Consider the following 23,830-nt stretch of genomic DNA (forward strand, 5'->3'; position numbering starts at 1 on the left):
ATGATGCGGCAAACGAAAATCCGAGGATTTTGTCATGGAGTTTCCGTCTCCCCTGATCGGTGGCCGGCTAATCCGGCGTTACAAGCGGTTTCTCGCCGACGTCCGGCTTGAGGATGGCTGCGAGGTGACGGCTCATTGTCCCAATACCGGATCGATGCTCGGTTGCCAGCCGGAAGACGCCAGGGTCTGGCTGAGTGAGAGTGATAACCCCAAGCGTAAGTTGCGCTATACCTGGGAACTGGTGGACACCGGCGCCGGGCTGGCCTGTATCAACACTGCCAGACCCAATGGCCAGGCCCGGTGCGCGATCGAGGCGGGTATGGTGGCCGAGTTGGCGGGCTATGGCAGCTGCCGGTCGGAGGTTCGCTATGGCAGTGAAAAAAGCCGCATCGACCTCCATCTTTCAGGCCATCCCTCGGCCCCGGATGCCTGGGTGGAAGTCAAGAATGTCACGCTTTGTGAGGCAGGGGTGGGCTATTTTCCCGACGCGGTGACCGTGCGCGGCCAGAAACACCTGCGGGAACTGATGGGCCAGGTCGCGGCCGGCGAGCGCGGGGTGCTGTTGTTCGTGGTTAATCACAGCGGAATTCGTGAGGTCCGGCCGGCAGATCACATTGATCCGGCTTACGGCAAGTTGCTGCGGGAAGCGGCCGCCGCGGGGGTTGAAGTATTGGCTTACCGGGCTGACCTGGAGAGCAACGGCGAGCCGTCCGGAGCACTGGGTCTGGGGCGGGCGGTCCCTGTCTGCCTTTAAGTCATGGCCTTTCCGGGGTTGACCCGCACAATGCCTTCTTTGACCTGAACCGGCAGTGGCGTCAGGGCGTCGCCCTGGCAGGGGCCGGCGATACAGTGGCCGTCCTCCGGGGTGAACAGTGCGCCATGGGTGGCGCACTGGATGAAACAGCCATCGATATCGAAAAAGCGGCCCGGTAACCAGTTGAGTTCGATGCCCAGGTGGGGGCAGCGGTTAACGTAGGCGCAGACCCTGTCGCCGCGCCGGAACACGAAACCGCGGGTCGGCCGGGTCGCTTCGCCGAGGCTGAACTCGACGAATACGCCGCCCGCCAGCTCCTCCTCCTTGCAGATTGCCTGCCAGCCGCTCCCGCTCATTTGGCAGGGTCGGACAGACCGAAATGCTGCCGGATACGGTCAGCGAGGGCTTCTGCCACATGATCCTGGTCGGTATGGATGTGGATCGTGTGGCTCTTCTCCTCGGCGGTCAGCGGTTCGAACCAGCTGGCTTGCTGGTCCAGCAGTTCTTCGGTGGCTTCCGAGGCATCGTCGGAGCGCTTGCGGATCCATTCCCGGCGCAGCTGTTCCGGCGCCTCGCAGTGGATCAGCGCGAACGGGGCGCCGTGTTCTTCCGCCACTGCGGTCAGCAGTGCCCGCTCGGTCACTTTCAGGCTGGCGGCATCCACCACCACGGGCAGGCCGTCGTCGAGCATTTCCGCTGCCAGCCGGGCCAGGTGTTGGTAGGTAGCCTCGTTGGCTTCCGCGGTGTAGAGGTTTTCCCCGGGGGCAGACTTGCTCTGGTCCAGTGGGCCAAGGCCGTGCAGCCGCTTGCGTTCAACGTCGGAACGGATCCGGATCAGCCCCAGTTCCGCCGCCAGCGCGGCACTCACGCAGGATTTACCGCTCGCTGACAGGCCGGTAGTGGCCAGCATGTAGAGATTGGGGATGGTGCTGTAGCTTTCGGCCAGGTTGGCGTAATCGCGGTAGCGTTGCAGCAGGCCGATTTTGTCCTGCTCGCTGAGCCCCGGGGATGCCATGGTGAACAGGGCAATCTTCGCCCGCACCATCGCCCGGTAGGCCTTGTAGAGGGGCAGCAGGGCCAGGGCGTTATAGTCGCCGCGATACTCCAGGTAGGTGTTCAGCACCAGGTTGGCGAGCACGGTTTCCCGTCGCGATTCCAGATCCATCAGCAGGAAGGCCAGGTCGTTGATCACGTCGATCCAGCGGAAGGGTTCGTTGAATTCGATGCAGTCAAAGACGGTAACACGGCCTTCGAAGCTCGTGATGTTGGCCAGATGCAGGTCGCCGTGGCATTCGCGGACAAAACCCTGTGCCCGGCGCTGCGCAATCAGGTCCCGGTGGCGCTCGAAGGTGGTGCGGGTCCAGTCTTCCAGCACGTCCAGTTGTCCGAGCAGGGTATCGTCCTCGAGCAGTGGCCGGATCTGGTCAAAGTTCTCCTGCATGGCGGCAAACACCGCTCCGGGGGTGCCCAGTGGTTGGTCATCGGCGACCGGAGGCAGCTGGTCGTGGAACTGTGCAACCTGGCGTGCCAGGCTGTTCAGCAGCTCGCTGTTTAGCTGCCCTTTCTCCTGTAGCACGTCAAACAGCTGGTCCTGGTCGAACCGGCGCATACGGACGGCGTACTCAAAGGCCTCCCCCTGGCCGCCCAGCTGCGGTTGCTCGGGGCTTCCGGTAATCGGCACCACTCCGAGGTACAGGTTGGCTGCGAGACGACGGTTCAGCCGGACCTCTTCCTCGCAGAAATGCTTGCGCTGCGCCAGGGTGGAGAAGTCCAGAAAGCCGAAGTTCATAGGCTTTTTGATCTTGTAGGCGTAGTCGCCTGCCAGAATGACCCAGGAAATATGGGTCTGGAGGACCTGGAAGTCCGTGACCGGGTGGTCGTAGAGCGCCGGATTCTGTAATGCGCTGATCAGATCGGTGTTGGTGTCAGTCACGGGCCTCTCCTTAGAACTCGATAGTTATGGCTGCGGCTATCATAACGGGCATAAATCGCAGATTACAGAAATAACATGGAGCGGGGCTGCATCATGGTGGCCCGCTTTCGCTATAATCGGCGCCATGAAAAAGTCCAGTTCCCCAAGAAAAAATCCCAAAAAGAACAAGCGCAAACACAGTAAACCCTGGTTCTGGCGCTTGTTCTTCCGGCTCGCAGCCATCGGCCTGGTCATCCTGGCCGGCTGGACGGTCTATCTGGACGCGGTGGTCACCTCCCGCTTTGAGGGCCGCCGCTTTGAGGTGCCGTCGCGGGTATATGCGCGTCCTCTGGAATTGTACGACGGGGCCAGTGTCAGTGCCGGGGGGCTGCTTCGCGAGCTTGAACTGGCAGGGTTCCGGCGCGGCGATGGCGTCCAGCCTGGCACCTTCCGTCAGAGCGGGGGGCGGTTTGTTATCAGCTCCCGTGGTTTCCGCTTTGCCGATGGCGCCGAGCCCCGGCGCCAGTTGTCATTTACGGTGTCTGGCGACCGGGTCAGTAATTTCCGGGTTGTCGCCGGAGATGCCTCGCCCATTGTTCGCCTCGAACCCGCCCAGATCGGCGGAATCTATCCGGCCCACAAGGAGGACCGGGTCCTGATCCGTCTGGAAGATCTGCCACCGATGTTCGAGGAAACGCTGCTGGCGGTGGAAGATCGTAATTTCTATGATCATTCCGGCATTGCACCGTTGTCCATTGCCCGTGCTATGTGGGTGAACCTGCAGGCTGGCCGCGTCGTCCAGGGCGGCAGTACCCTGACCCAGCAGTTGGTCAAGAATTTCTTCCTGACCCGTGACCAGACGCTGATCCGTAAAGGGAATGAAGCACTGATGTCGCTGCTGCTGGAGCTGCATTACGACAAACGGGATATTCTCGAGACGTACCTGAACGAGGTCTATCTCGGCCAGGCTGGCAGTCGCGGAATTCACGGCTTTGGCCTGGCCTCCCAGTTCTATTTCGGGGAATCCCTGGGCAATCTGGAGCTGCACCAGCTGGCGTTGCTGGTCGGCATGGTCAAGGGCCCCAGCTACTATGATCCGCGGCGCCACCCGGAGCGGGCGCTGGAACGGCGTAACCTGGTAATCGATGTGCTGGCGGAAACCGGTCATATCGACGCTGCCCAGGCCAGTCGTGCCAAGGGACGTCCGCTGGGTATTGCTGCCCGACCGTCGTATTCTGAGAACCGTTATCCCGCCTACATCGACCTGGTGCGTCGCCACCTGGCGCGGGATTATAAGGAAGAAGATCTGAAGAGTGAGGGGTTGAGGATCTTCACCACCCTTGATCCCTTGTTGCAGCACGCCGCCGAGTATTCGGTGCGGGAAACCCTCGATGGCCTGGGCGGCGCGCCTACAGAGGGCGGGCTGGAGTCTGCCATGGTCGTTACCGCCAGGGACAGCGGGGAAGTGCTGGCACTGGTAGGCGGCCGCGATCCGAAATTCGCCGGTTTCAATCGTGCGGTGGATGCCAGCCGTCCCATCGGCTCGTTGGTCAAACCGTTTATTTACCTGGCCGCCCTGCAGCAACCCCAGCGTTATACCCTGATTACGCCGGTGGAGGATCGCTCGTTCTCGCTGGTGTTTGATGATGGCCGCCGCTGGGAACCGCAGAACTATGACAAGCAGGAGCGGGGTGACGTGCCGCTGCACAGCGCGCTGTCCCATTCCTATAACCTGCCTGCAGTCCGGGTGGGGCTGGATGTGGGTATCGACAAGGTGATCGCCGTCCTGCAGGACCTGGGTGTTACCAGCCCGGTTCCCGAGTACCCGTCGATGTTGCTGGGAGCGGTTTCCATGTCGCCGGTCACCGTAGCCCAGATCTACCAGGGACTGGCGACGTCCGGTTTCAACACCCCATTGCGGACGATCCGTCAGGTTACCGATGCCAAGGGCGAGCCGCTGTCACGCTACAATCTCAAGGTCGACCAGGTGGCGGACCCGGCGGCGGTTCACCTGGTTCAGTACGCCATGCAGGAAACCATGCAGGAGGGCACCGGGCGCTCGGCATACCGGTTCGTGCCGGGAAGCCTGACCCTTGCAGGCAAGACCGGAACCACCGATGATGGCCGGGATTCCTGGTTTGCCGGTTTCAGTGGCGACCTGCTGGCGGTCACCTGGGTTGGCCGGGACGACAATGGGCCGACGTCGCTGACCGGTGCCAGTGGAGCGTTGCCGGTATGGGCGAGGTTTATGAGCCAGGTGCCTCAACACGGGTTTTCCCCTGTGGTGCCGGATGGCGTCCGCTATCACTGGGTCGACCCCGCTGCGGAAGCCCTGACTGATGAATTTTGTGACAATGCACGCTTCGTACCTTTTATCGCGGGCAGCGAACCGACGGCGACCGTGTCCTGTTCCGGGCGGTTGCAAAAACGGTTGCGAGGCTGGTTTGAAGGATTGTTCCAATGATGATGTCGAAACTGAAATACGCCACACTGCTTGCCACGGGTCTGACTCTGGCCGGGTGTGCCAGCAGCCCCGGGGGTTCCATTTACGTGCCGATTGGAAGCTCCCAGCCCCGCGAACAGGCGCCGGAGCCGCCCCGCAGTACCCAGGGTAGTTACCCGGAATCCGCCGCTGACCAGGGTTATGAGGAGGACGAGCCGGTCGTCAGTCAGCCGGCGCCTGAGCGGGACTCCTCCTCACGGCCGAGTTATCAGGACCAGAGTGAGGCTCTGTCGCCCGCTGCCGCTAGCCTGATTCGCCAGGCGGACAACCTGCTGGCCAGTGGTGATGCCCGGGGTGCGGTCAGTCAACTGGAACGGGCCCAGCGCATCGCACCACGCTCTCCTGAGGTGTACTTCAAGCTGTCCGAAGCTTACGTCGCAATGAATCAGCTTGGCTCGGCGGAACAGTTTACCCTGAAGGGACTGTCACTCGCTGGCAGCGATAGCCGGCTGCAGCGCACCGGCTGGCTGTTGTTGGCCGATATCCGGCGGGCAAGGGGTAATACCGCAGGAGCCCGTGAGGCCGAGTCCCGGGCGGCGATGCTCTGATCCGACCCGGCGAGATCGGGTGAGGTGCGGAGGGTGACATCGCCAGGGTTGGTGGTGTCGCGCCGGACATACAAAAAAAGAGCCCGCAATGGGCTCTTTTTTTGGGTTGGGCGGAAACGCTCGGACAATCAGAAGTCCGCAGTCGTTGTGGTGTCCGCAACCACGGTGACGTTCTGCGTGCCGTAGAAAGTCAGCTCCTCATCCACCAGTTCGCCATTAGCATCCTCCCGGGTGTCCAGGTCGCAGGTATAGCTTACGGTGTAGTTGCCGGCGCTGATAAAGGCTGCGGTGTAGGAGTAAGCGGTACCATCGAATGCTACGGGAGCAATCACCAGTGGCTCGTTGGTGCTGCCAAGGTCATCCGGAACCTGGTCTGCGCCGGTGTGGACATAAACTCCGCCATCAAAGGTGGCGGCATCGGTGCAGGCTTCGGCGATCAGTGTTCCGTCGACGGTGCCGCTGATGGTGCCCGCTTCAACATTGTCGATCAGCCGTAATGCCGGCTTGAGAAAGTACTCGGCGCCGCTCGGGTTGCTGCCCTGGGGATCGACGATGGATTTGCGCACGTCGAAATCGATGGTGAAGTCCGCATCGCCACCGGCAGGTACGGTGAAGCCGCTCACCAGCTTGAGTCCGGTTTGTGCGCCGGATGGAATGTAGAGATCATGGACGCCGCCGTTCATATCTACGGCAGTCAGTTCGCCCGGCTCGGTGCTGATGTACAGGCGGACCCAGTTGTATTCGCCTGCAGGTACTTCCTCGTCGTTCAGCAGCAGGGCGGCGTTACCGCCTTGCAGAGCCAGCAGGTCGAGAGCCAGCGGCTCCTCGAAATCATAGCGCCGGCTTTCGCCGGAGGCCGGCTTGATTTCCACGCCGGTTACTGTGATGTTCACTTCCTTGAGTTCGTCCACCGGGGCATCGGTAATGCCCAGGGACAGGGTGCCTGTAGCCTGGCTGTCGCCACCGTCGCCACCACAGGCTGCGAGGCTGGCCGCGAGGGCTGTGACCGTAAGAAACTTCAGCGAGTTATTCATTTTGTGTCTCCATTCTTTTGGCTGGTCACGAAATGGGTATGTGCGAAACGTTGCACATCCTCCCTATTAAACGACACATTCCGTTACCGGGTTCCTGCCGGCTTGTTAACGTTTTCTAACTTTATGAGTGTAAAGTTTACGGATTGCCGCGGGTAACTCATATTCCCGGCTCTGGTTCTGTTATAGACTGGCCTGACCCGATTTCATACCTGATCACCTGAAGTAAGTGAGCACTGGATTTGGCGTTACTTCCATTTCGGCCTTCCCGGTCCAAGCGATTTGAACGGCTTGTGCAGCCCCATTTGCAGGGTATGTACCGCTTCGCCTTCAGATTGGCCGGGCAACAACAGGACGCCGAAGACCTGGTTCAGGATGTGGTGGTAAAACTCTATCCGCGCCTCGAGGAACTGGAAGCGGTCGATCAGCTCAGACCGTGGCTCAATCGTGTGTTGTATCGGCATTTCATTGACCAGGTTCGTCGCAAGGGCCGTCAGTCGGATCGGCCGATCAGTGAAGTGGCAGACCCGGAGCAGCAGGCTGGCTATCTCGATGCGTTTGCCTCCGACACCCCGGAGCTGGGTGAGCAGCTCGATCTTGCGCGGCTGGGTCCACAGCTTGCCCGGGTGCTTGAGAGCCTGTCGCCCGATCAGCGAACGCTGATCATGTTGCACGATGTCGACGGCTGGCGGCAGGAGGACATTGCAGAAGTACTTGATGTGCCCATCGGGACCATCAAATCCCGGCTCCATCGGTGCCGGGCAGCACTCCGTGAACGGTTGCAGCGAGAAATGGAACCTTTTTCCGTTACCGGGCGTGTGGAACAATGAGGTGATGGATATGACTTGTCGTGACTGCCAGCGTGATCTGGTTTCTTACATTCTGAACGAGCTTCCGGCGGCGCAGGCAAAAGGGGTTGCCGCCCATCTTGCCGGCTGCGAGCGCTGCTTGTCACGGCTGGCCAGTGAAAGGGCGATTCTGGATGCGCTTGCGCAGCACGGCATTCCGGATCCGTCACCGGATTTCGAGCAGCGGGTGCTTGGTGCCGCGACTACTCGCCATGGCGGCGGGGGTGCAGGGCAGGGCTGGAGCACGCCGATTCTGGGTGGCGCCATCGCAGCGGCGCTGGCGTTGGGCATTGCTTTAGGTGTGGGGCTCAAGTCCGGATCGGGCGAAGGGGAGCCGTCAGCCATGGCTGACGCGACTGCGACGTCAGTTGCGCCGGTTGCAGAAGGCAGCTCGGACAGCGTTCCGGTAGTTGTCGACAGTGTCCGGACGGTGCGGCTGGCTTTCAATTCCGGCGAGGCGCTGACCGGTGTGACCCTGACACTGGAACTGCCTCCCCATGTGGAGCTGGCAACCTACCCGGGTCATCACCAGCTGAGCTGGAAAGTGGACCTTGCGGCGGGTGAAAACGTCCTCGCGCTGCCTCTGAGGGTACTGTTCCCCGGGGCCGGAGAACTGGTTGCTCACCTTGATGACGGTCGCCGACAGAAAACCTTCCGGGCTAGTATCCCCGGAGCTACTGCGGCGGCAACAACGGAGCCTGCATCATGATTGAGGTGCTGAACAAGATGGCAGGGCGGATATCAGGCGTGCTGGTTTTGCTGGTGTTCGTGGTAACGGCGGCGCACGCCAGTGATGATCTCGATGTCACCATGCGAATGGTGACGGACGATGCCGAACTCACGGAGTCGGTGGTCCGGGAGATTGAACTGCCACAGCCGGTGATTACGGACCGATTCGAGATGCCGGGACTGCGGGACAGCATCGACGTGCTGGACAGCACGCGGGAGCTGAGTGACGCGGTCAGCGAGCAGACCAGCGATATTCAGGATCTGGTCGATGATGATCTGCTGAACACCGAAGATATACTCGAGGGTCCCGGCGATATCCTTGACGGAACTCTTGATGGCACCGGTGACCTGTTGGATGGCACCGGTGATGTTCTTGATGGCGTTCTCGGTGATAACGGAGGTCTGCTGGATGGCACCGGCGACGTGCTGGACGGCACCCTCGATGGCGCCGGCAACCTGCTCGACGCCACTGGTGACACCCTGGAGCAGACAACCGATACGCTGCTGAACGGCTCGGGCAACTGAGGGTTTCGCCGCCAGCGGTCAACGGAGCTACCCGAGGACGTTCGGGCCATTCTTGCCGAGGCATGTTGCCCACTTTAACTCCGGCTTCCCAGCCGGCCTTCGCTGTTATACTCTCCAAGTAACGAGGTCTGCTCATTGGTCGCCAACTGACGCGGAATTGCGGGATACTCCGGCAAATACTGCGTAGTGGTTGCGGCTGGTGCGTTATTCACACCTGTTCCGGGGAGCCCCGCTTGCTTGCAAGTTGGCGATTAGTACCGATTCTGCTTGTGCTTTGCCTGCCGGTGTCTACGGTCGTCGCCGCGACCGGAGCGGGAGCAGCTGATGCCCAGGCGTCGTTTCGTTCCGGTGTGAAGGCGTTCGGAGCGGGCGACCTGCAGCTGGCGCGCCAGTTTCTTGAAGAGGCTCGCAGCCGGGGCCTGACCCGTCTTTCCTTGCACTACAATCTTGGCGTTGTCTATTTTCGGTTGGGCGAATACTCGTTGGCAGAGGCCGAGTTTACCGCCTTACTGGATTCCGATCACCGCACCCTCGCAATGTACAACCTGGGCCTGGTTGCCCTCGGGTCCGGCAATACATTGTCTGCGCGAGACTGGTTCAGCTCGGTCCGACAGTCCGGGAGTGATGACAAGCTGGTGGCCCTTGCCACCCGCCAGCTTGACAGACTGGAGGCCGGTCAGCAGGAGATGCGGGTAGCCGACCGCGAATGGCAGGGCTACCTGTCCCTCGCAGGTGGCTACGACGACAATATTGCCAGTGCACCAGAGTCTGCCGCGACCGGTCGATCGGGTGCCGCCTGGGAGGCCATACTTGCCGGATCAGGTATCGCTGCCGGTAACCGGGACTCCGGGCTCCGCATTGAAGGTGCCGCTTATACCCGCCGCTACCCCTCGGCAAGTGATTTCAATACCGATCTGATCCGGTTGGGTGTTGCCTGGTTGCAACAGGCTGGCCCGGGACGTCTGGTGACGACGGTCAGTGGCTCCCAGAGCTGGCTGGACAGCCGGGAGCTCGAGCGTCAAGCCAGGCTGGACCTGGCCTACGAGGCCGATAATTGCGCCCTGTTGGGTAACGGAGGTGACTGCAAGGCGACGGTATCCGGCAGCTCGGTCACCGGCGGTGAGGCGTTTCAGGCGTACGATGGTGAGTGGTATCGTGCGGCGTTTCGCGCCCGCAAGAAGATGGGCGCCTGGCGACTGGATGCCGAGTATCGCTATGAAGTAAACGACCGCGACGATCTCGAAACCTTCTGGGAGTTCTACAGCGTCTCGCCGCGTCGGCACTTTGTCGAGGCGGGAGTGCGCCGCTTGCTGACCTCGCGGTTGCAGGTCGGTGTCGAGGCCGGGTATCGGCATAGCCGGTATCCGGATCCCCACCGCCTTATCAGCGATGGTGTGATCCGGACCCTTGAGCGTGAGGATGAACGTGTCGAGGGTGGCGTGCTGGCCCGTTACGTGCTGAGTCGTCAATGGGTGATCAGTGCGGAATGGAATCTCACGGATAACGACAGCACCATCGATCGCTACGAGTATCGCCGTCAAACTGCCCAGATGGCGCTCGAAGGAGTCTTCTGACGAAAACAGAACGGCCGCAAGGTGCGGCCGTTCTGTTTTCTGGTGTCGCTCTTCAGGTGCCGGGATCAGAGTCCGGCATTTTTCAGGCGGTTGGCCTGCTGGAGGTAAACAGTCTTGGGGTCGGTTTCGAACAGACTGTGCAGGCCGAGAGTCTGGTTGACCTCATCCAGATGGTTCATGAAGTAATCATCGCGGATTACCCGTCCGAAGTGGGAGCTGCACCGGCCAACCAGGCCGTCGTTCGCACTGAAGCCAAAGGCCAGGCTGGTGGTGCCCATGAGCGCATCCGACGGATCCAGGACGTTTGTCAGCACTCCGGTGCCCCCCCAGGAATAGAAGCGGATACCGTTGGCGGAATAAGCCCCTTCGCTACAGCTGCTGGAGGGCATGCCGGCAGGCGCAAAGCGGTTGAACTCGGCGCTGCCTTCGGTAGTGAGTGAATACAGGCTGGCGCGCATGTCCTGGTTGTAGCCACCGCCGGAAAGCAGGTCGATCAGGCCCGCAAGGGCATTGCCCAGAGACGCGGCAAGACCTTCGGCGGGTGAGCCGTAGATCAGGTCGGCAACCGGAGATCCTGTGTGGGGGGATCCGACGGATGTCACCGAGGCAACGAGGTCCGGACGAACCCTGGCAATATAACGGGCGGTTGGGCCACCGTGGCTGTGACCGATCAGGTTGACCTTGCCGTGGACGGCCGCGATGGCCTGGATCTGTGACAACAGAGCTTCTCCACGGGCAACCGTGCTGTCGAGCGCCGGCACCTGAGTGGTATAGACATCGGCACCGTGGCGCCGGAGGTCTTCAGCGATACCGTACCAGTAATCAACGCCGGCGAGTGAATCGAAACCGAACATGCCGTGTACCAGTACGACCGGGTAACGGGTGTCGGTGTAATCGGAAGGGGTGTTATCCCACCACCAGGCCATTGAGGGCGCGGACCAGGCCAGGGCCAGCGCCAGACTGCTTGCTTTCAACCATTGTTTCATTGCTGCACCTACAGTTTGTTGTTGTCTTTGTTGGTCAAACTGCGGTCGGGGTCCAGTGGACCCGTGTCAACCTAACGGGCGTCTCCAGAGACATCTGGACATCATCCTGCGGACTGATGCTCACTTCTGTGCGCTGACTTCTTTTGGAATTGTTAGATCGTCGCAGTCAGTGCATCTCCTGGGAGATCTGATCAGTTTTCGGACAATATTGCGGGCAAGTCAACGAAGTTGGGGCGTTATGGGGCGGTTTTTGGCGGGTTTGTGATGCGGGTCGCCACCCTGGCCCGGAATGACATCCGGACCAGGGTGGCATCGAAACGCCTGGGGAGGGCGCCCGGTTTATTTCAGGGTTGCCATTACCTTGCTGGCGGCTTCAAGGGTATGGGCGATGTCGTCTTCGGACAGCGCGCCGCAGGTAAAGCCCGCCTCGAATGCGGAGGGTGCCAGGTAGACGCCTTCTTTCAGCATGCCCTGGAAGAAAGCCTTGAAGCGCTCAATGTCGCAGGCCATCACCTGGTCAAAACGGGTGATCTGCGATTCTGAGCTGAAGAAGAAGCCAAACATCCCGCCAACGCCCTGTACGGCCATCGGAATGCCGGCCTTGTCTGCGACAGCCTTCAATCCGTCCCGCACCGCAGCAGTCCGGGCTGCCAGGCGGTCGTGGAATCCGGGTTCGCAAATGGCATTGAGGGTCGTCAGGCCTGCGGTCATTGCCAGCGGATTACCGGACAGGGTGCCTGCCTGGTAAACCGGCCCAAGGGGGGAGATGTGCTCCATAATCTCCCGTTTACCGCCAAAGGCACCCACCGGCAGGCCGCCACCGATGACCTTGCCAAGTGCAGTCAGGTCCGGGGTGATGCCATAGTGGCCCTGGGCGCCGCCGAGAGAAACCCGGAAGCCGGTCATTACCTCATCAAAGATCAACACCGTACCGTACTGGTCACAGACCTCCCGCAACCCCTCCAGGAAGCCCGGCACCGGCGGAATACAGTTCATATTACCGGCCACCGGCTCGACAATGATGGCGGCAACCTGGTCGCCGAGGCGGGCAAAGGTTTCCCGCACGCTGTCGATGTCGTTATAGGTGAGCGTAATGGTGAGTTCGGCAAGGCTGGCCGGAATGCCCGGTGAATTGGGCACCCCCAGCGTCAGTGCCCCCGAGCCGGCTTTTACCAGCAGCGAGTCGACGTGACCATGGTAGCAACCCTCGAACTTGACCACTTTGTCCCGGCCGGTATAGCCGCGGGCGAGCCGGATGGCACTCATCGTGGCTTCGGTGCCGGAGTTGACCATCCGCACCAGATCGATCGAGGGCACAAGTTCGCAGACTTTCTTGGCCATTTCGGTCTCGATCGCGGTCGGTGCGCCATAGCCCACCCCCAGTTCGATCTGCGCGTGCAAGGCATCCTTGATGCGCTTGTCTGAATGGCCAAGGATCATGGGGCCCCAGGAGCCGATGTAATCAATGTATCGGCGGCCATCTTCATCGTAGAGGTAGGCGCCCTCTGCGTGGTTGAAGAACAATGGAGTGCCACCCACGCCCCGGAACGCCCGGACCGGCGAGTTAACGCCGCCAGGAATATATTTCTGGGCCTGCTCAAAAAGGATTTCGGAATGGGTCATGATTCAGGACTCCCGTACTGACGATAAATGAAAAAGGGGATGGTGGCGGCTGAACAGGTTAGCAAATTCCCGGGCCCGCTGTTCGGTGTCGTCGCTGCCGAACAGTCCGCCCACGACGGCGAGCAGGTCAGCACCGGCGCAAATCATCTGCGCAGCATTATCAAGGGTGATGCCGCCGATGGCTGTTACCGGTTTGCCAAACTGGCGGGCGCGCCCGAGCACAGCCGGATCGGCTGGTGGCGCGGTGGGTTTGGTGCCGGAAACGAAGAAACGGCCAAAGGCGAGGTAGTCGGCGCCGGCCTGATCGGCGGTGCGGGCCAGCTCCAGGTCGCCGTGGCAGGTGATACCGACGATGGCGTCGTCACCCAGCAGTTGCCTTGCTTCGTGAAGTGGGCGATCGCCCTGGCCCAGATGAACACCTGCCGCCCCGACCCGCAGTGCGAGCTCCGGGTCGTCATTGATGATCAGCAGGGCTCCGGCATTGCGACAGGCGGCCTGCAGGCTGCGGGCCTGGCTCAGGCGGTCGCTCGGCGGTGAGTTCTTGTCACGATACTGCACCATGACAGCGCCGCCGGTGAGCGCGGCTTCCACGTCGCGGATCAGTCGCGAGTCTGGCATCAGGGCGCTGTCGGTAATGGCATAGAGTCCGGGGCGAATGCCCTTGCACGCGGGCGCTGTCATGATTCGAGCCGGACGCTGCGGTCCGGAACGGGCTGTCCCTGGCCGACTGCCAGGGCGTGCCCGATGGCTAGCGCAACGAACTGCTGGGCCTGCTCGATGGCGGCCTCAAGGGGCAGGCCGGCGGCCCGTCCCGCCGCAATCGATGCGGCCAGGGTGCAGCCGGTGCCGTGGTATTCACCACCCACCCGGGTGATGGACCATTGGGTTGGTGCCTGGCCCGAGCGGTACAGCGTGTTGATGATTTTTGCTCCCTCGCCATGGCCACCGGTTGCCAGCACCGAGTGACAGCCTGCCTGCAGCAGAGTGTTCGCAGCACTCGGTGGGTTGTCGCTCTGGCCCAGCAAGGCTAGCTCAATGCCGTTCGGCGTGATGACCTCGGCGCGGGGAAACAGGTCGCCTCGCATCCGCGTAATTAACTCGGCGTCGGCCAGGTCGCCACCACCGGCGGCTTTGATCACCGGGTCGACTATCAGGGGAATTCCCGGGTGCAGATCGAGAAACCGGGTAATGGCCCCGACCACGCTGGCGTTGCCCAGCGCGCCGGTCTTGATGGCGTGGATCGGTGTGTCGGCAGCCAGGCACGCCAGTTGTTCGCCGATCAGTTCCGCTGCCACCGGTGCCGCATTGTAGACGTTGCGGGTATCCTGCACCGTCAGGCAGGTCAGCACCGGCAGTGGATGACAGCCCAGTGCGGTGATGGCCTGGATGTCGGCCTGGATGCCGGCCCCACCACAAGGGTCCAGTCCGGACAGAACGAGGACCTGGGGGCGTTGCTGTAGTTTGATAGCGCGACTCCTTGAATCAGTTCATCAGAACGGTCGCACCGTGGCGAGGATGATCACCGCCACCAGGATGAAGACCGGAATTTCATTGAACCAGCGGTAAAAAACATGGCTGCGGGTGTTGCGATCGTCCCGGAACACCCGCACCAGGTGGCCGCAATAAAAATGGTAAATAATCAGCAGGACAATAAGGCTGAGCTTGGCGTGCAGCCAGCCCTGGCTGAGGTAACCGGCCGTATTGTAACTGATCAGCCACACCCCAAAAATCACCGTGGCGACCATTGAAGGCGTGGTGATGCCACGATACAGCTTACGCTCCATGATCTTGAAGCGGTCGCGCCCGGGCTGATCCTCACAGGCGGCGTGATACACGAACAGCCGCGGTAAATAGAAGATGCCGGCAAACCAGCAAACCATGGCAATCAGGTGGAGGGCTTTAACCCATAGCATGTGTCAGCTCCGTCGGTATTGGTAATAACTCTCGATATCGGACCTTAGAACGACGCCATAGATCCGCTGGATCATCGGCGCCGCATGACGCTGGACAAAAAGTGCCTCCGCGCTGGTTTCATCAAATTCGTTCAATGCCTCTTCGAGCGTGGCCTGGTACTGCACCGGCGCCACGTCACGGCGGTTAGCCGGAATGTCCATCAGGTCAATGGTTTCCGGCAGTTCCACTTCGCCTTCGCTGGCGAGAGTGGCGATATCCTCTAGATAGCGTGCGAGGTCCACAGAGGGCATCAGGGCGGTCGGCCCGTCACTGCCATCAACGATGAGCCACTTCGGCTCGGCCCTGAGAATCTGGCGAGCCTCCTCCAGGGGCAGGTAGCGTTCGGTGCGGTGAATGCTGCGATCCATGATGGCGCCGACAGATACCCGCCGCAGGGCCTGGATAATCGGCGAGTTCTGATAACTCAGGCCCTGGCTCTTGAGGATGGTCAGAAACAGCGACTTCTTGCCGAACACTTCACTGGTCACCAGGCTGGCGGTGGTGATCACCAGCATCCCCGGCAGAATGATATTGGGATTGCGGGTCAGCTCGATCAGGGCCATCAGCGCGGCGAGTGGCGCCTGCAGCACCGCACCCATCATCGCGCCCATGCCCAGCATGGCATAGAAGCCGACCGAGGACGCATGTTCCGGGGCGACATGGGCGCCCACCAGCCCCATGGCCCCGCCCAGGGTTGCGCCCATGAAAATGGTGGGGCCGATGACGCCGCTGGGCATGCCAAGGCCGATCGTCACCGAGGTGATCACCAGCTTGGCGAGCCCGGCCCCGAGCAGCAGCCAGAACGGCAGCTGATTGTGGATGGTAAGGCTAACGGTGTCATATCCAATACCCATCACCTGGGGCACGAGGATTGCAAAGGGAACCATCAGCACGCCGGCAAAGGTGAGTCTCAGCCAGATCGGACGGTGCTGGAAGCGGCCACTGCTGTCCACCAAGTGGATAAAGGCTGCGGCCGCCACCCCGATGATGACGGCAATCGCCAGGATCCAGGGGATCTCCATCAGTGAATTCATCGTCAGTGCCGGAACACTGAACGCCGGCTCGGCGCCGTACACCACCTGGGTGACGATGGCGGCACTGACGGCAGCCAGGATAATCGGCGTGAAGCCGGCGATGGTGTATTCCATCATCACGACTTCCATGGCAAAGATGACCCCGGAGATCGGGGTGTTGAATGACGCTGAAATGGCGGCAGCGCAGCCACAGGCTACCAGGGTCCGGATGCTGTTGTTGGGTAGCCTCATCCACTGCCCCATCAGACTGGACACCGCGGCGCCAAGGTGTACTGCGGGGCCCTCGCGGCCAGCTGACTGCCCGCTGATGACGGTGCCGACGCCGGCGACGAACTGGACCATCATGCTGCGAAAGGAAATGTAGCCCTGATGGTAGTTCAGGCGCTCCATGACATGGACAATCCCAACCTTGCGATCCTGAATATGCAGACGGTGCAACAACACGCCCAGGGCGATTGCTCCGCCCAGCGGAAGCAGCCCGCGAGTCAGGATGTCGAGGTTCTCGAAGCCTTCGGAGCCCCGCCCGGGCAGGAAATAGTCCAGTGGCCACTCAATGGCCTGGCGAAACAACAGGATGACGGCCCCGGTAAAGATCCCGGACAATAGCCCCAGCAACGCGAGCTGGGGCAGAGCATCCACACCGGACAACCTGCGTCGGAACATCGGAATCAGGTTCTCGGTGATGTAATGCATAATGTTGGGCATGGATGCCGGAGTTCCGGGTTGGGAGGCTGGAAAACGTTCTTGAAAAGGTATTGTAACGGGCAGTTAGGATGCTGCAATAAGTCGATGGTTTATCATGATAGACTAGTTGGCCGGAATTGGTCGCGCGGTGCTGGTCAGGCCCGCCAAATTAATTGTCAGAAGGTGGAGTTTTCGGTGATTAAAGTAGGTATTGTTGGCGGAACCGGTTACACCGGTGTGGAGTTGTTGAGAATTCTTGCCGGGCACCCGGATGCCGACGTGCGCTGTATCACCTCCCGCTCGGAAGCCGGCATGGCGGTGGCTGACCTGTATCCCAACCTGCGCGGCCATTTCGACCTGGCGTTTTCTGAACCGGATCTGGATACCCTGACCGCCTGCGACCTGGTGTTCTTTGCGACTCCCCATGGTGTCGCGATGCGCATGGTGCCGGAACTGATGGCCCGGGGTATCCGTGTGGTGGACCTGTCTGCTGACTTCCGGATCAAGGATCTGAAGGTATGGGCCGATTGGTATGGTATGCCCCATGAGACTCCGGAGTGGGCGGCCAAAGCGGTTTACGGTCTGCCGGAAGTGGCGCGCGATGCCATTCGTGCGGCGCAGCTGGTGGCCAATCCCGGTTGTTATCCCACCGCGGTGCAACTGGGTTTCCTGCCGCTGCTGGAGAATGACCTGGTGGATACCTCACGACTCATTGCCGACGCCAAGTCCGGTGCCAGTGGAGCAGGGCGCCAGGCCAACATAGGGATGCTGCATGGTGAAATCGGCGAGAGCTTCAAGGCCTATGGGGCGTCCGGTCACCGGCACCTGCCGGAAATCCGGCAGGGGCTGGCCAATGCGGCTTCGGGCGCGGACATAGGTGTCACCTTTGTGCCGCACCTGTTGCCCATGATTCGTGGCATCGAGGCTACCCTGTATGCCGAGCTGCGTAATCCGGCCGATTTTGACCGCCTGCAGAGTCTTTACGAGGAGCGCTTCGCGGACGAACCGTTTGTGGATGTGATGCCGTTCGGCAGTCATCCTGAAACCCGCAGTGTCCGCGGTGCCAATGCCTGCCGCATGGCGCTGCACCGGCAGCCGGGGAGCAATATGGTCATTGTCAGTTCGGTGATTGATAACCTGGTCAAGGGGGCGGCAGGTCAGGCAGTGCAGAACATGAACATCATGTTTGGCATCGACGAGACCCTGGGCCTGGCTGCTCCGGCGTTGTTGCCGTAGGTCGTCCGGTGAGTATCAGCAAAAAGCCGTCGGAAGAATTTGTCGTCGTTCGCCACCGGCCCGGTCACAAGCTGCGCCGGTTTCTGGTGATGCTCGTTGTCACGGTGATGGCGGCGTTGATCGGATATGCTGCAGGCAGCACGCTGGAGGGTTTCCGGTTGTCGGATGTGACGGCGTCCCGTGACGAGCTGAAAACGGAATTGCGGGAGTTGCGGTCCCGCTATGCCGAAGCCAGCCAGCAGCTGGTAAACCTCGAGCGCGGTCGCACCATCGATCAGCAGGCACTGGCACAGACCCGCCGGACCATTGCCCGGCTGGAAACGCAGATTTCATCACTGAAAGCAGACCTGACTTTCTATAAAAATATCATGGCGCCGTCAGAAACCAGCACGGGCCTTCAGGTCGACCGTTTTACGGTCAGCCGGGCCCGCCAGGAAGGCGCCTACAACTTCAAGCTGGTGCTGACCCAGGTTGGCAATAATAAAAACTATATCTCGGGAATGGTGGCGGTGAACGTCATCGGATCCCGGAATGGCGAAAAAGAAGTCGTTGCCTTACGAGACCTGTCCGACGATATCGAGGATCTGGGAGTCAAGTTCCGGTTCCGTTATTTTCAGGACATTGACGGCCTGTTTGCCCTGCCGGAAGGATTTGAGCCCCTGGAAGTCCAGGTGGTGGCTCAGGCCGAAGGCAAGAAATCAACGCAGGCTGAACGTACCTTTGATTGGGGTTCTCTGACGGAGAAGTAGTTATGCTCGGAAAGAAAAAACAAAAGCCGCGTCGCCCGGCTGGTCATTTTGATACGCTGATTTCCGCCAAGACGTCGCTGGTGGGTGATATCCAGTTTTCCGGAGGGCTGCACATTGATGGTCGTGTCACCGGTAAAGTAGTCGCGGAAGACGGAGCTGATGCCATTCTGCGCCTTTCCGAAGTCGGTGAGGTTGATGGAGATATCGTGGCGCCCCACGTCATCATCAACGGCACCGTGCATGGAGATGTCTATGCCTCGGCGCACCTTGAGCTTGCCTCCAATGCCTCCATTAATGGCAACGTCTATTACAACCTTATCGAAATGGCGATGGGTGCGGCCGTCAACGGTAACCTTGTTCATCAGAAGGAACCGGTGGGGCTCATTGGCCAGTCAACCGGCAAGAAGGACAAGCAGTCGGTGGCCAAAGTTGATGCTGAGGCAGATAGCAGCAAAAAGGCCGAAGTTACCCTGAGCGCGGAATAGTTGATTGTTTTGGTCGGGAATACGATAATTGTGGCCAATTTACGAACAATGTACCGGAGGCGGACTTGAGTGTAGTTCAGCAACAAATGCCGACACCGCTGTTTCTCAGTGACAGTGCAGTTGCGAAGGTGCGTGAACTGGTCGAAGAAGAAGGCAATCCCGACCTTAAATTGCGGGTATTTGTGACCGGAGGCGGTTGCTCCGGTTTTCAGTACGGTTTTTCGTTTGACGAAGCGCAGGATGAAGAAGACACGGTGATTGAAAAAGACGGCGTCACCTTGCTGGTAGATCCGATGAGTTACCAGTATCTGGTGGGGGCAACCATCGAGTATCAGGAAGGCCTCCAGGGCTCCCAGTTCACCGTCAGCAATCCCAATGCCAGCTCCACTTGCGGGTGCGGATCCTCTTTTTCCATCTGATCTGACGGGGTAGTCAACCCGCCGTGTCGCACTCATGCTGGCCGGCGGGGGCATTCAGGGCAGGTAGATGGCTCCCAGTATCCGACTTCCACGGGCGCCAGTGGCGCCGGGCAGGTTGCCAGTTTTCCCTTCGAGTGTCTGTTTGGCCAGCCATGCAAAGGCGCTCGCCTCCACCCATTGTGGATCCAACCCGAGTTCTGCCGTTGAGCGGAGCGTGCGAGGTTGGATGGCGTGAGCCAGTTCGTCGAAAAGCAAAGAGTTTCTGACCCCTCCTCCGCAGGCATAGATAGTTACTGCCGTGTTCTCCGGTAACTGGTCGACGATGGTTTGCACGGTCAAGGCCAGCAGGGTCCGCTGAATATCTGCCGGAGGTATGTCCGGATGGCGCTGCACCACGGTTCGGATCCAGCTCAGATTAAACTTCTCTTTGCCGGTGCTTTTCGGCGGATGCTGGGCAAAGTAGGCATCTGTCAGCATGTCGTCGAGCAGTTCCCGGTTTACCTTGCCTTCGCTCGCCCAGTGGCCGTCCTCGTCAAACGGGCGTCCGGTCTGGTCGAGGCTCCAGGCGTCAAGCAGGGCATTGGCCGGACCGGTATCGAAACCGCTGGCGGACTCAGGACTACCGGCCGGTAGCCAGCTGATATTGGCGATACCGCCGAGATTGAGGATGCAGCGATCTTCCTCGCTGGAGCCAAAAAATGCGCGATGAAAGGCAGGCACCAGTGGTGCCCCCTCGCCGCCGGCGGCCATATCCCGGCGCCGGAAGTCAGTGATAGTGGTAATGCCGGTTTTTTCAACGATCAGGTTCGGGTCACCGATCTGCATTGAAAACGGGGCGATGTGGCGTGGTTGGTGACGGATCGTCTGGCCATGGCTGCCGATGGCGGCCACCTCGGCAGCTGTGGTATGTGACTTTTCCAGAAGACCGCAGGCGGTAAGTGCGAAGAGTTCGCCGATGGCGTGGTCAACCTCGCCAATATCGTCCGGCGTCCCCTGGTTTTGGCTCAGGCGGCAAACGCGATGGCGAAGGTCATCCGGATAAGGCATGGAGTGGGTGGCATGTATTTCGACCCGACCGGTCGGGAACGACACCAGGGCGGCATCTATCCCGTCCATACTGGTTCCCGACATCAGCCCGATGAATTTTCCGGGACGGGCGCTCCCTGCCTGTCCTGACATCAGTCACCCCGCGCGAGAGTCATCCGTGCCGTATCCCGATAGGTGTCCAGTTGTGCCAGGCTTTGCTCGGTGGCCGCCTTGAACCGGGCCATTTCCGCTTTGGGAATGGGAGCCGCGTCTGGAAGTTTCACTGTGACCGGGTTGCGTGGCGCGCCGTTGAGGCGGAACTCATAGTGCAGGTGCGGTCCTGTAGCCAGTCCGGACGACCCCACATAGCCAATGACCTGACCCTGTTTGATCCACTTGCCGGAACGAATGCCTCGTGCAAAACCCTTCATGTGAGCGTAGAGCGTCGTTATGTTGTTGCCGTGCTGGAGTACAACAGTATTGCCGTACCCGCCCTTGCGGCCGGCCAGGATGATTTTGCCGTCACCTGCTGCCTTGATGGGAGTGCCTGGCGACGCAGCATAGTCAGTGCCCTTGTGCGCGCGGATCTTGTGCAATACCGGGTGCTTGCGCTTCAAGTTGAAGTGCGACGAAATCCGGGCAAAGTCCACCGGGGTGCGGAGAAACGCTTTGCGCATGCTGCGCCCGTCCGGAGTAAAGTACCCGCTGACACCGTTATCGTCGGTATACAGGACGGCGGCGAGATCCCGCCCGCTGTTCTGGAAGTTGGCCGCCAGGATTCGACCATTGTCAATTTTCTCACCGTCCAGGTAGAGCTCTTCGTAGACCACGCTGAAACGATCACCCTTGCGGATATCCATTACGAAGTCGATATCCCAGCCGAAAATCCCGGCCAGTTCCATCGTTAGCTTGTCTGTAAGGCCGGCAGACTGTCCTGCACCGAACAGCGAGCTGTCAATTTCCGCCTCTGCATAGGTAATGCGGGCTTCCGGTTCGCGAATGACCCGTTCGCCGTGGAAGCCGTCTTCCGCCCTTTTGATCTCCAGGGTCTCCAGCAGGCTGCGTTCCAGCCGGATGGCGTCAAGCTCCCCTTCATCGCCCCGGGCGAAAGCGATGGTCTCACCGGCGTAAAGGTGTTGAAGCTGCTCGGCATCGCCTTTGCCATGGATCACGGACAACATCAGGCGATCGTTGAAGCCGGCCTGTCTGAACAGTGATGACAGGGTGTCACCGCTCTTGATTTCAAAGCGATCCCAGGTCTGTTCGGGTTCAGCGGGAACATCCTCCGACGTTGTGGTCGAAGCGGTGGCGTTTTCTGGATTAACGGCTTCGCCGGTCGGCGATATCATGGCGATCGCCGGCTGCTGGGTGTCGGTGACTGGCTTCCCGGACTCTTGTTGATTCAGGTCCAGCGAAACAGACATTCGCTTTGCCTCAACGTCAGCGCTGGGACTCAACATCATCGCAGTACCGACAACCGCTCCGGCAAAAATCGCGGCCGCGAGGTGCGTTTTGGGAAACATTTTAAGCACGTCTGAAACCTGTTTTGGTTGTTAGGTCGCTAGGTTGTACAACCCAATTAAAGTTACCATTAAAGTATAGTTCAACAGACTACCGTATAAAAAGCGTTCAGGGTAGCGTCAGTCATGGCGTCACAAGCATCTCAGGCGCGGATTTTCGCTTCATGGATTGCTATAATGCTGCCCTTTTTCCGGGGCTGGCCGTTGTTTTGACTGGTCAGAAATCACTCTATCAGGCTTGGCAGTAACGCACAGATTCGATTTGTAGAACTCTGTAACTGGCCGGCCTGTTTCAGATATGTGGGGAATCACTGTTCATGGCATCCATCGAAGAAGCTCTGGCCATCATCAAGCGAGGAGTGGATGAATTACTTCCGGAGGACGAACTGGTCGAGAAGCTGCGCCAGGGGCGTCCATTGCGGATCAAGGCCGGCTTTGATCCCACTGCGCCGGATCTTCACCTCGGGCATACCGTGCTTATTAACAAGCTCCGCCAGTTTCAGGACCTTGGTCATGAGGTGATCTTCCTGATCGGTGACTTCACCGGGATGATCGGTGACCCGACGGGAAAAAGTGCCACCCGGCCACCGCTTACCGAAGAACAGGTTGCCCAGAATGCCGTTTCTTATAAAGAGCAGGTATTCAAGATCCTTGATCGGGAGAAAACCCGCGTTGTCTTCAATTCCGAATGGATGGGCAAGATGACCGCTGCGGACATGATCAAGCTCGCGGGCCAGTACACCGTGGCACGGATGCTCGAGCGGGATGACTTTACCAAGCGTTACCGTTCCGAGCAGTCTATTGCGATTCATGAATTCCTCTACCCGTTGGTGCAGGGTTACGACTCCGTTGCCCTGGAGGCGGATGTTGAACTCGGCGGAACAGACCAGAAGTTCAATCTGTTGATGGGGCGTATTCTGCAAAAGCACTATGGCCAGTCCCCTCAGGCGATTCTGACCATGCCAATCCTTGAGGGGCTGGATGGTGTTCAGAAAATGTCCAAGTCGCTGGGTAACTATGTGGGCGTTAATGACGCGCCGGGTGAAATGTTCACCAAGCTGCTGTCCGTGCCTGACGAGTTGTTGTGGCGTTATTTCGAGTTGCTGAGCTTCCGGCCGATGGCGGAAGTTGATGAGTTCCGCCAGGCGGTTGCCGGTGGGGCCAACCCGCAGGACTATAAGAGGTTGCTTGCCGAGGAGATCATTACGCGCTTCCATGGCGAGGATGCTGCGGCGACGGCGCACAAGTCCGCCGGTAACCGTGTTGCCCTGGGCGAAATTCCTGAAAATGTGCCCACTGTCGAGGTTTCGGCTGAAGGTCAGGGCGAGCTTCCGATTGCCGCAGTGCTCCGGCTGGCCGGCCTGGTAAAGAATGGCGCGGCAGCGCGGGACGTTCTTGGGCGTGGGGCGGTTTTTATTGATGGGGTTCAGCTTGAGGGCGAGCGCCACTTCAAAGTGGGTGATGAGGCGGTTGTACAGGCTGGCAAGAAGAAAATTGCCCGGGTGGTGGTCACGGATTGAGCTGTTTTGCGGGGGCTGCAAGAAAATCTGAAATTCTTTGCTGGCCCCCGTTGACTCCTCGGCTGAGGTCTGTAGAATGCGCATCTCTTTCGAGGGGCAAGCCACTGAGGCGGGCCGGAAATCGAAAGACAACCGTTTGAAAGTATTGAAGAAATTGAGTTTGAAAGTTCT

The 23,830-nt window shown here is 60.0% G+C and carries 24 protein-coding genes; 12 read left to right on the plus strand and 12 right to left on the minus strand.

Annotated features, from left to right (window positions below):
* The first annotated feature begins 34 nt into the window (after window positions 1-34).
* Window positions 35-754 carry a DNA/RNA nuclease SfsA gene (gene sfsA / locus CLH61_RS13115; RefSeq protein ID WP_099615196.1) on the plus strand — a complete coding sequence of 240 codons (720 nt, stop codon included), beginning with the start codon at window positions 35-37 and terminating at the stop codon, window positions 752-754.
* Here the strand turns inward: sfsA and CLH61_RS13120 are convergent.
* Together CLH61_RS13120 and CLH61_RS13125 are read right to left on the minus strand one after the other, a co-directional pair.
* Window positions 751-1,110 (minus strand): Rieske (2Fe-2S) protein, encoded by a 360-nt coding sequence (locus CLH61_RS13120; protein WP_099615197.1) that lies wholly within the window; start codon window positions 1,108-1,110, stop codon window positions 751-753. The two genes, sfsA and CLH61_RS13120, sit on opposite strands and share 4 nt — an antisense overlap.
* Window positions 1,107-2,687, minus strand: a complete 1,581-nt coding sequence (locus tag CLH61_RS13125; RefSeq protein WP_099615198.1) for a bifunctional aminoglycoside phosphotransferase/ATP-binding protein — start codon at window positions 2,685-2,687, stop codon at window positions 1,107-1,109. Before CLH61_RS13125 ends, CLH61_RS13120 begins: the two co-directional genes overlap by 4 nt.
* 124 nt (window positions 2,688-2,811) lie before the next feature.
* Between CLH61_RS13125 and mrcB the strand changes: the two genes are divergently transcribed.
* Together mrcB and CLH61_RS13135 are read left to right on the plus strand one after the other, a co-directional pair.
* A complete protein-coding gene (mrcB, locus tag CLH61_RS13130) occupies window positions 2,812-5,130 on the plus strand; it encodes a penicillin-binding protein 1B (RefSeq protein ID WP_099615199.1) in 2,319 nt (772 codons plus the stop codon).
* Window positions 5,127-5,717, plus strand: a complete 591-nt coding sequence (locus CLH61_RS13135) for a tetratricopeptide repeat protein (protein WP_407657584.1) — start codon at window positions 5,127-5,129, stop codon at window positions 5,715-5,717. Before mrcB ends, CLH61_RS13135 begins: the two co-directional genes overlap by 4 nt.
* Before the next feature lie 128 nt (window positions 5,718-5,845).
* Here CLH61_RS13135 and CLH61_RS13140 read toward each other — a convergent pair whose 3' ends face one another.
* Window positions 5,846-6,751, minus strand: a complete 906-nt coding sequence (locus CLH61_RS13140; RefSeq protein ID WP_099615200.1) for a DUF4382 domain-containing protein — start codon at window positions 6,749-6,751, stop codon at window positions 5,846-5,848.
* Between the two features lie 290 nt (window positions 6,752-7,041).
* On the opposite strand from CLH61_RS13140, the gene CLH61_RS13145 reads away from it, so the two are divergent.
* The 4 genes from CLH61_RS13145 (at window position 7,042) to CLH61_RS13160 (ending at window position 10,424) form a co-directional block, all read left to right on the plus strand.
* Window positions 7,042-7,578 carry an RNA polymerase sigma factor gene (locus tag CLH61_RS13145; protein WP_265734792.1) on the plus strand — a complete coding sequence of 179 codons (537 nt, stop codon included), beginning with the start codon at window positions 7,042-7,044 and terminating at the stop codon, window positions 7,576-7,578.
* 10 nt (window positions 7,579-7,588) lie between these two features.
* Complete coding sequence (locus CLH61_RS13150; protein WP_099615202.1) at window positions 7,589-8,305, plus strand: anti-sigma factor family protein; 717 nt, start codon at window positions 7,589-7,591, stop codon at window positions 8,303-8,305.
* The gene (locus CLH61_RS13155) at window positions 8,302-8,850 is read left to right on the plus strand and encodes a hypothetical protein (protein ID WP_099615203.1); all 549 of its coding nucleotides are present in this window, start codon (window positions 8,302-8,304) and stop codon (window positions 8,848-8,850) included. Before CLH61_RS13150 ends, CLH61_RS13155 begins: the two co-directional genes overlap by 4 nt.
* Before the next feature lie 233 nt (window positions 8,851-9,083).
* Complete coding sequence (locus CLH61_RS13160; RefSeq protein WP_170003735.1) at window positions 9,084-10,424, plus strand: tetratricopeptide repeat protein; 1,341 nt, start codon at window positions 9,084-9,086, stop codon at window positions 10,422-10,424.
* Between the two features lie 65 nt (window positions 10,425-10,489).
* Here the strand turns inward: CLH61_RS13160 and CLH61_RS13165 are convergent, their stop codons facing one another.
* The 6 genes from CLH61_RS13165 to CLH61_RS13190 all read right to left on the minus strand — a co-directional run bounded on the left by CLH61_RS13165 (window position 10,490) and on the right by CLH61_RS13190 (window position 16,725).
* A complete protein-coding gene (locus CLH61_RS13165) occupies window positions 10,490-11,410 on the minus strand; it encodes a lipase family alpha/beta hydrolase (protein ID WP_099615205.1) in 921 nt (306 codons plus the stop codon).
* Window positions 11,411-11,749: 339 nt separating this feature from the next.
* Window positions 11,750-13,033 (minus strand): glutamate-1-semialdehyde 2,1-aminomutase, encoded by a 1,284-nt coding sequence (hemL, locus tag CLH61_RS13170; RefSeq protein WP_099615206.1) that lies wholly within the window; start codon window positions 13,031-13,033, stop codon window positions 11,750-11,752.
* A gap of 3 nt (window positions 13,034-13,036) precedes the next feature.
* Window positions 13,037-13,714 carry a thiamine phosphate synthase gene (thiE, locus tag CLH61_RS13175; protein WP_099615207.1) on the minus strand — a complete coding sequence of 226 codons (678 nt, stop codon included), beginning with the start codon at window positions 13,712-13,714 and terminating at the stop codon, window positions 13,037-13,039.
* Window positions 13,711-14,421, minus strand: a complete 711-nt coding sequence (gene thiD, locus CLH61_RS13180; RefSeq protein ID WP_265734793.1) for a bifunctional hydroxymethylpyrimidine kinase/phosphomethylpyrimidine kinase — start codon at window positions 14,419-14,421, stop codon at window positions 13,711-13,713. The genes thiE and thiD overlap by 4 nt, the downstream gene beginning before the upstream one ends.
* A 102-nt stretch (window positions 14,422-14,523) precedes the next feature.
* Window positions 14,524-14,946: a protoporphyrinogen oxidase HemJ gene (gene hemJ / locus CLH61_RS13185; RefSeq protein ID WP_099615209.1), complete on the minus strand. Its 423-nt coding sequence runs from the start codon at window positions 14,944-14,946 to the stop codon at window positions 14,524-14,526.
* Window positions 14,947-14,949: 3 nt separating this feature from the next.
* Window positions 14,950-16,725 carry a chloride channel protein gene (locus CLH61_RS13190; RefSeq protein ID WP_099615210.1) on the minus strand — a complete coding sequence of 592 codons (1,776 nt, stop codon included), beginning with the start codon at window positions 16,723-16,725 and terminating at the stop codon, window positions 14,950-14,952.
* 174 nt (window positions 16,726-16,899) lie between these two features.
* On the opposite strand from CLH61_RS13190, the gene argC reads away from it, so the two are divergent.
* The 4 genes from argC to erpA all read left to right on the plus strand — a co-directional run bounded on the left by argC (window position 16,900) and on the right by erpA (window position 19,593).
* Window positions 16,900-17,940 (plus strand): N-acetyl-gamma-glutamyl-phosphate reductase, encoded by a 1,041-nt coding sequence (gene argC, locus CLH61_RS13195; protein WP_099615211.1) that lies wholly within the window; start codon window positions 16,900-16,902, stop codon window positions 17,938-17,940.
* 8 nt (window positions 17,941-17,948) lie between these two features.
* Window positions 17,949-18,689, plus strand: coding sequence for a DUF6776 family protein (locus tag CLH61_RS13200; protein WP_099615212.1), 741 nt, complete (start codon window positions 17,949-17,951; stop codon window positions 18,687-18,689).
* A gap of 2 nt (window positions 18,690-18,691) precedes the next feature.
* Window positions 18,692-19,174: a bactofilin family protein gene (locus CLH61_RS13205; RefSeq protein ID WP_099615213.1), complete on the plus strand. Its 483-nt coding sequence runs from the start codon at window positions 18,692-18,694 to the stop codon at window positions 19,172-19,174.
* A gap of 86 nt (window positions 19,175-19,260) precedes the next feature.
* Window positions 19,261-19,593, plus strand: a complete 333-nt coding sequence (erpA, locus tag CLH61_RS13210; protein ID WP_211289122.1) for an iron-sulfur cluster insertion protein ErpA — start codon at window positions 19,261-19,263, stop codon at window positions 19,591-19,593.
* A gap of 54 nt (window positions 19,594-19,647) precedes the next feature.
* On the opposite strand, the gene CLH61_RS13215 is transcribed toward erpA, so the two are convergent.
* Window positions 19,648-20,772: an anhydro-N-acetylmuramic acid kinase gene (locus tag CLH61_RS13215; protein ID WP_099615215.1), complete on the minus strand. Its 1,125-nt coding sequence runs from the start codon at window positions 20,770-20,772 to the stop codon at window positions 19,648-19,650.
* Window positions 20,772-22,151 carry an OapA family protein gene (locus tag CLH61_RS13220; protein ID WP_099615216.1) on the minus strand — a complete coding sequence of 460 codons (1,380 nt, stop codon included), beginning with the start codon at window positions 22,149-22,151 and terminating at the stop codon, window positions 20,772-20,774. The genes CLH61_RS13215 and CLH61_RS13220 overlap by 1 nt, the downstream gene beginning before the upstream one ends.
* 305 nt (window positions 22,152-22,456) lie before the next feature.
* Between CLH61_RS13220 and tyrS the strand changes: the two genes are divergently transcribed.
* Window positions 22,457-23,659: a tyrosine--tRNA ligase gene (gene tyrS, locus CLH61_RS13225; RefSeq protein ID WP_099615217.1), complete on the plus strand. Its 1,203-nt coding sequence runs from the start codon at window positions 22,457-22,459 to the stop codon at window positions 23,657-23,659.
* Here tyrS and CLH61_RS18485 read toward each other — a convergent pair.
* Window positions 23,649-23,830, minus strand: a 182-nt coding sequence (locus CLH61_RS18485) for a hypothetical protein (protein ID WP_211289116.1), incomplete at its 5' end; no start/stop codon positions are given. The genes tyrS and CLH61_RS18485 overlap by 11 nt on opposite strands.

Origin of the sequence: Marinobacter profundi (assembly GCF_002744715.1) — a bacterium.
GTDB lineage: Bacteria > Pseudomonadota > Gammaproteobacteria > Pseudomonadales > Oleiphilaceae > Marinobacter > Marinobacter profundi.

What these genes read in the sequence shown, in the direction of transcription:
- hemJ (WP_099615209.1), bottom strand. Translation starts at nt 14,946, where the DNA reads ATGCTATGGGTTAAAGCCCTCCACCTGATTGCCATGGTTTGCTGGTTT.
- erpA (WP_211289122.1), top strand. Translation starts at nt 19,261, where the DNA reads ATGCCGACACCGCTGTTTCTCAGTGACAGTGCAGTTGCGAAGGTGCGT.
- CLH61_RS13190 (WP_099615210.1), bottom strand. Translation starts at nt 16,725, where the DNA reads ATGCCCAACATTATGCATTACATCACCGAGAACCTGATTCCGATGTTC.
- CLH61_RS13120 (WP_099615197.1), bottom strand. Translation starts at nt 1,110, where the DNA reads ATGAGCGGGAGCGGCTGGCAGGCAATCTGCAAGGAGGAGGAGCTGGCG.
- CLH61_RS13205 (WP_099615213.1), top strand. Translation starts at nt 18,692, where the DNA reads ATGCTCGGAAAGAAAAAACAAAAGCCGCGTCGCCCGGCTGGTCATTTT.
- CLH61_RS13165 (WP_099615205.1), bottom strand. Translation starts at nt 11,410, where the DNA reads ATGAAACAATGGTTGAAAGCAAGCAGTCTGGCGCTGGCCCTGGCCTGG.
- CLH61_RS13150 (WP_099615202.1), top strand. Translation starts at nt 7,589, where the DNA reads ATGACTTGTCGTGACTGCCAGCGTGATCTGGTTTCTTACATTCTGAAC.
- mrcB (WP_099615199.1), top strand. Translation starts at nt 2,812, where the DNA reads ATGAAAAAGTCCAGTTCCCCAAGAAAAAATCCCAAAAAGAACAAGCGC.
- CLH61_RS13140 (WP_099615200.1), bottom strand. Translation starts at nt 6,751, where the DNA reads ATGAATAACTCGCTGAAGTTTCTTACGGTCACAGCCCTCGCGGCCAGC.
- thiE (WP_099615207.1), bottom strand. Translation starts at nt 13,714, where the DNA reads ATGACAGCGCCCGCGTGCAAGGGCATTCGCCCCGGACTCTATGCCATT.
- CLH61_RS13155 (WP_099615203.1), top strand. Translation starts at nt 8,302, where the DNA reads ATGATTGAGGTGCTGAACAAGATGGCAGGGCGGATATCAGGCGTGCTG.
- tyrS (WP_099615217.1), top strand. Translation starts at nt 22,457, where the DNA reads ATGGCATCCATCGAAGAAGCTCTGGCCATCATCAAGCGAGGAGTGGAT.
- sfsA (WP_099615196.1), top strand. Translation starts at nt 35, where the DNA reads ATGGAGTTTCCGTCTCCCCTGATCGGTGGCCGGCTAATCCGGCGTTAC.
- CLH61_RS13135 (WP_407657584.1), top strand. Translation starts at nt 5,127, where the DNA reads ATGATGATGTCGAAACTGAAATACGCCACACTGCTTGCCACGGGTCTG.
- hemL (WP_099615206.1), bottom strand. Translation starts at nt 13,033, where the DNA reads ATGACCCATTCCGAAATCCTTTTTGAGCAGGCCCAGAAATATATTCCT.
- CLH61_RS13215 (WP_099615215.1), bottom strand. Translation starts at nt 20,772, where the DNA reads ATGTCAGGACAGGCAGGGAGCGCCCGTCCCGGAAAATTCATCGGGCTG.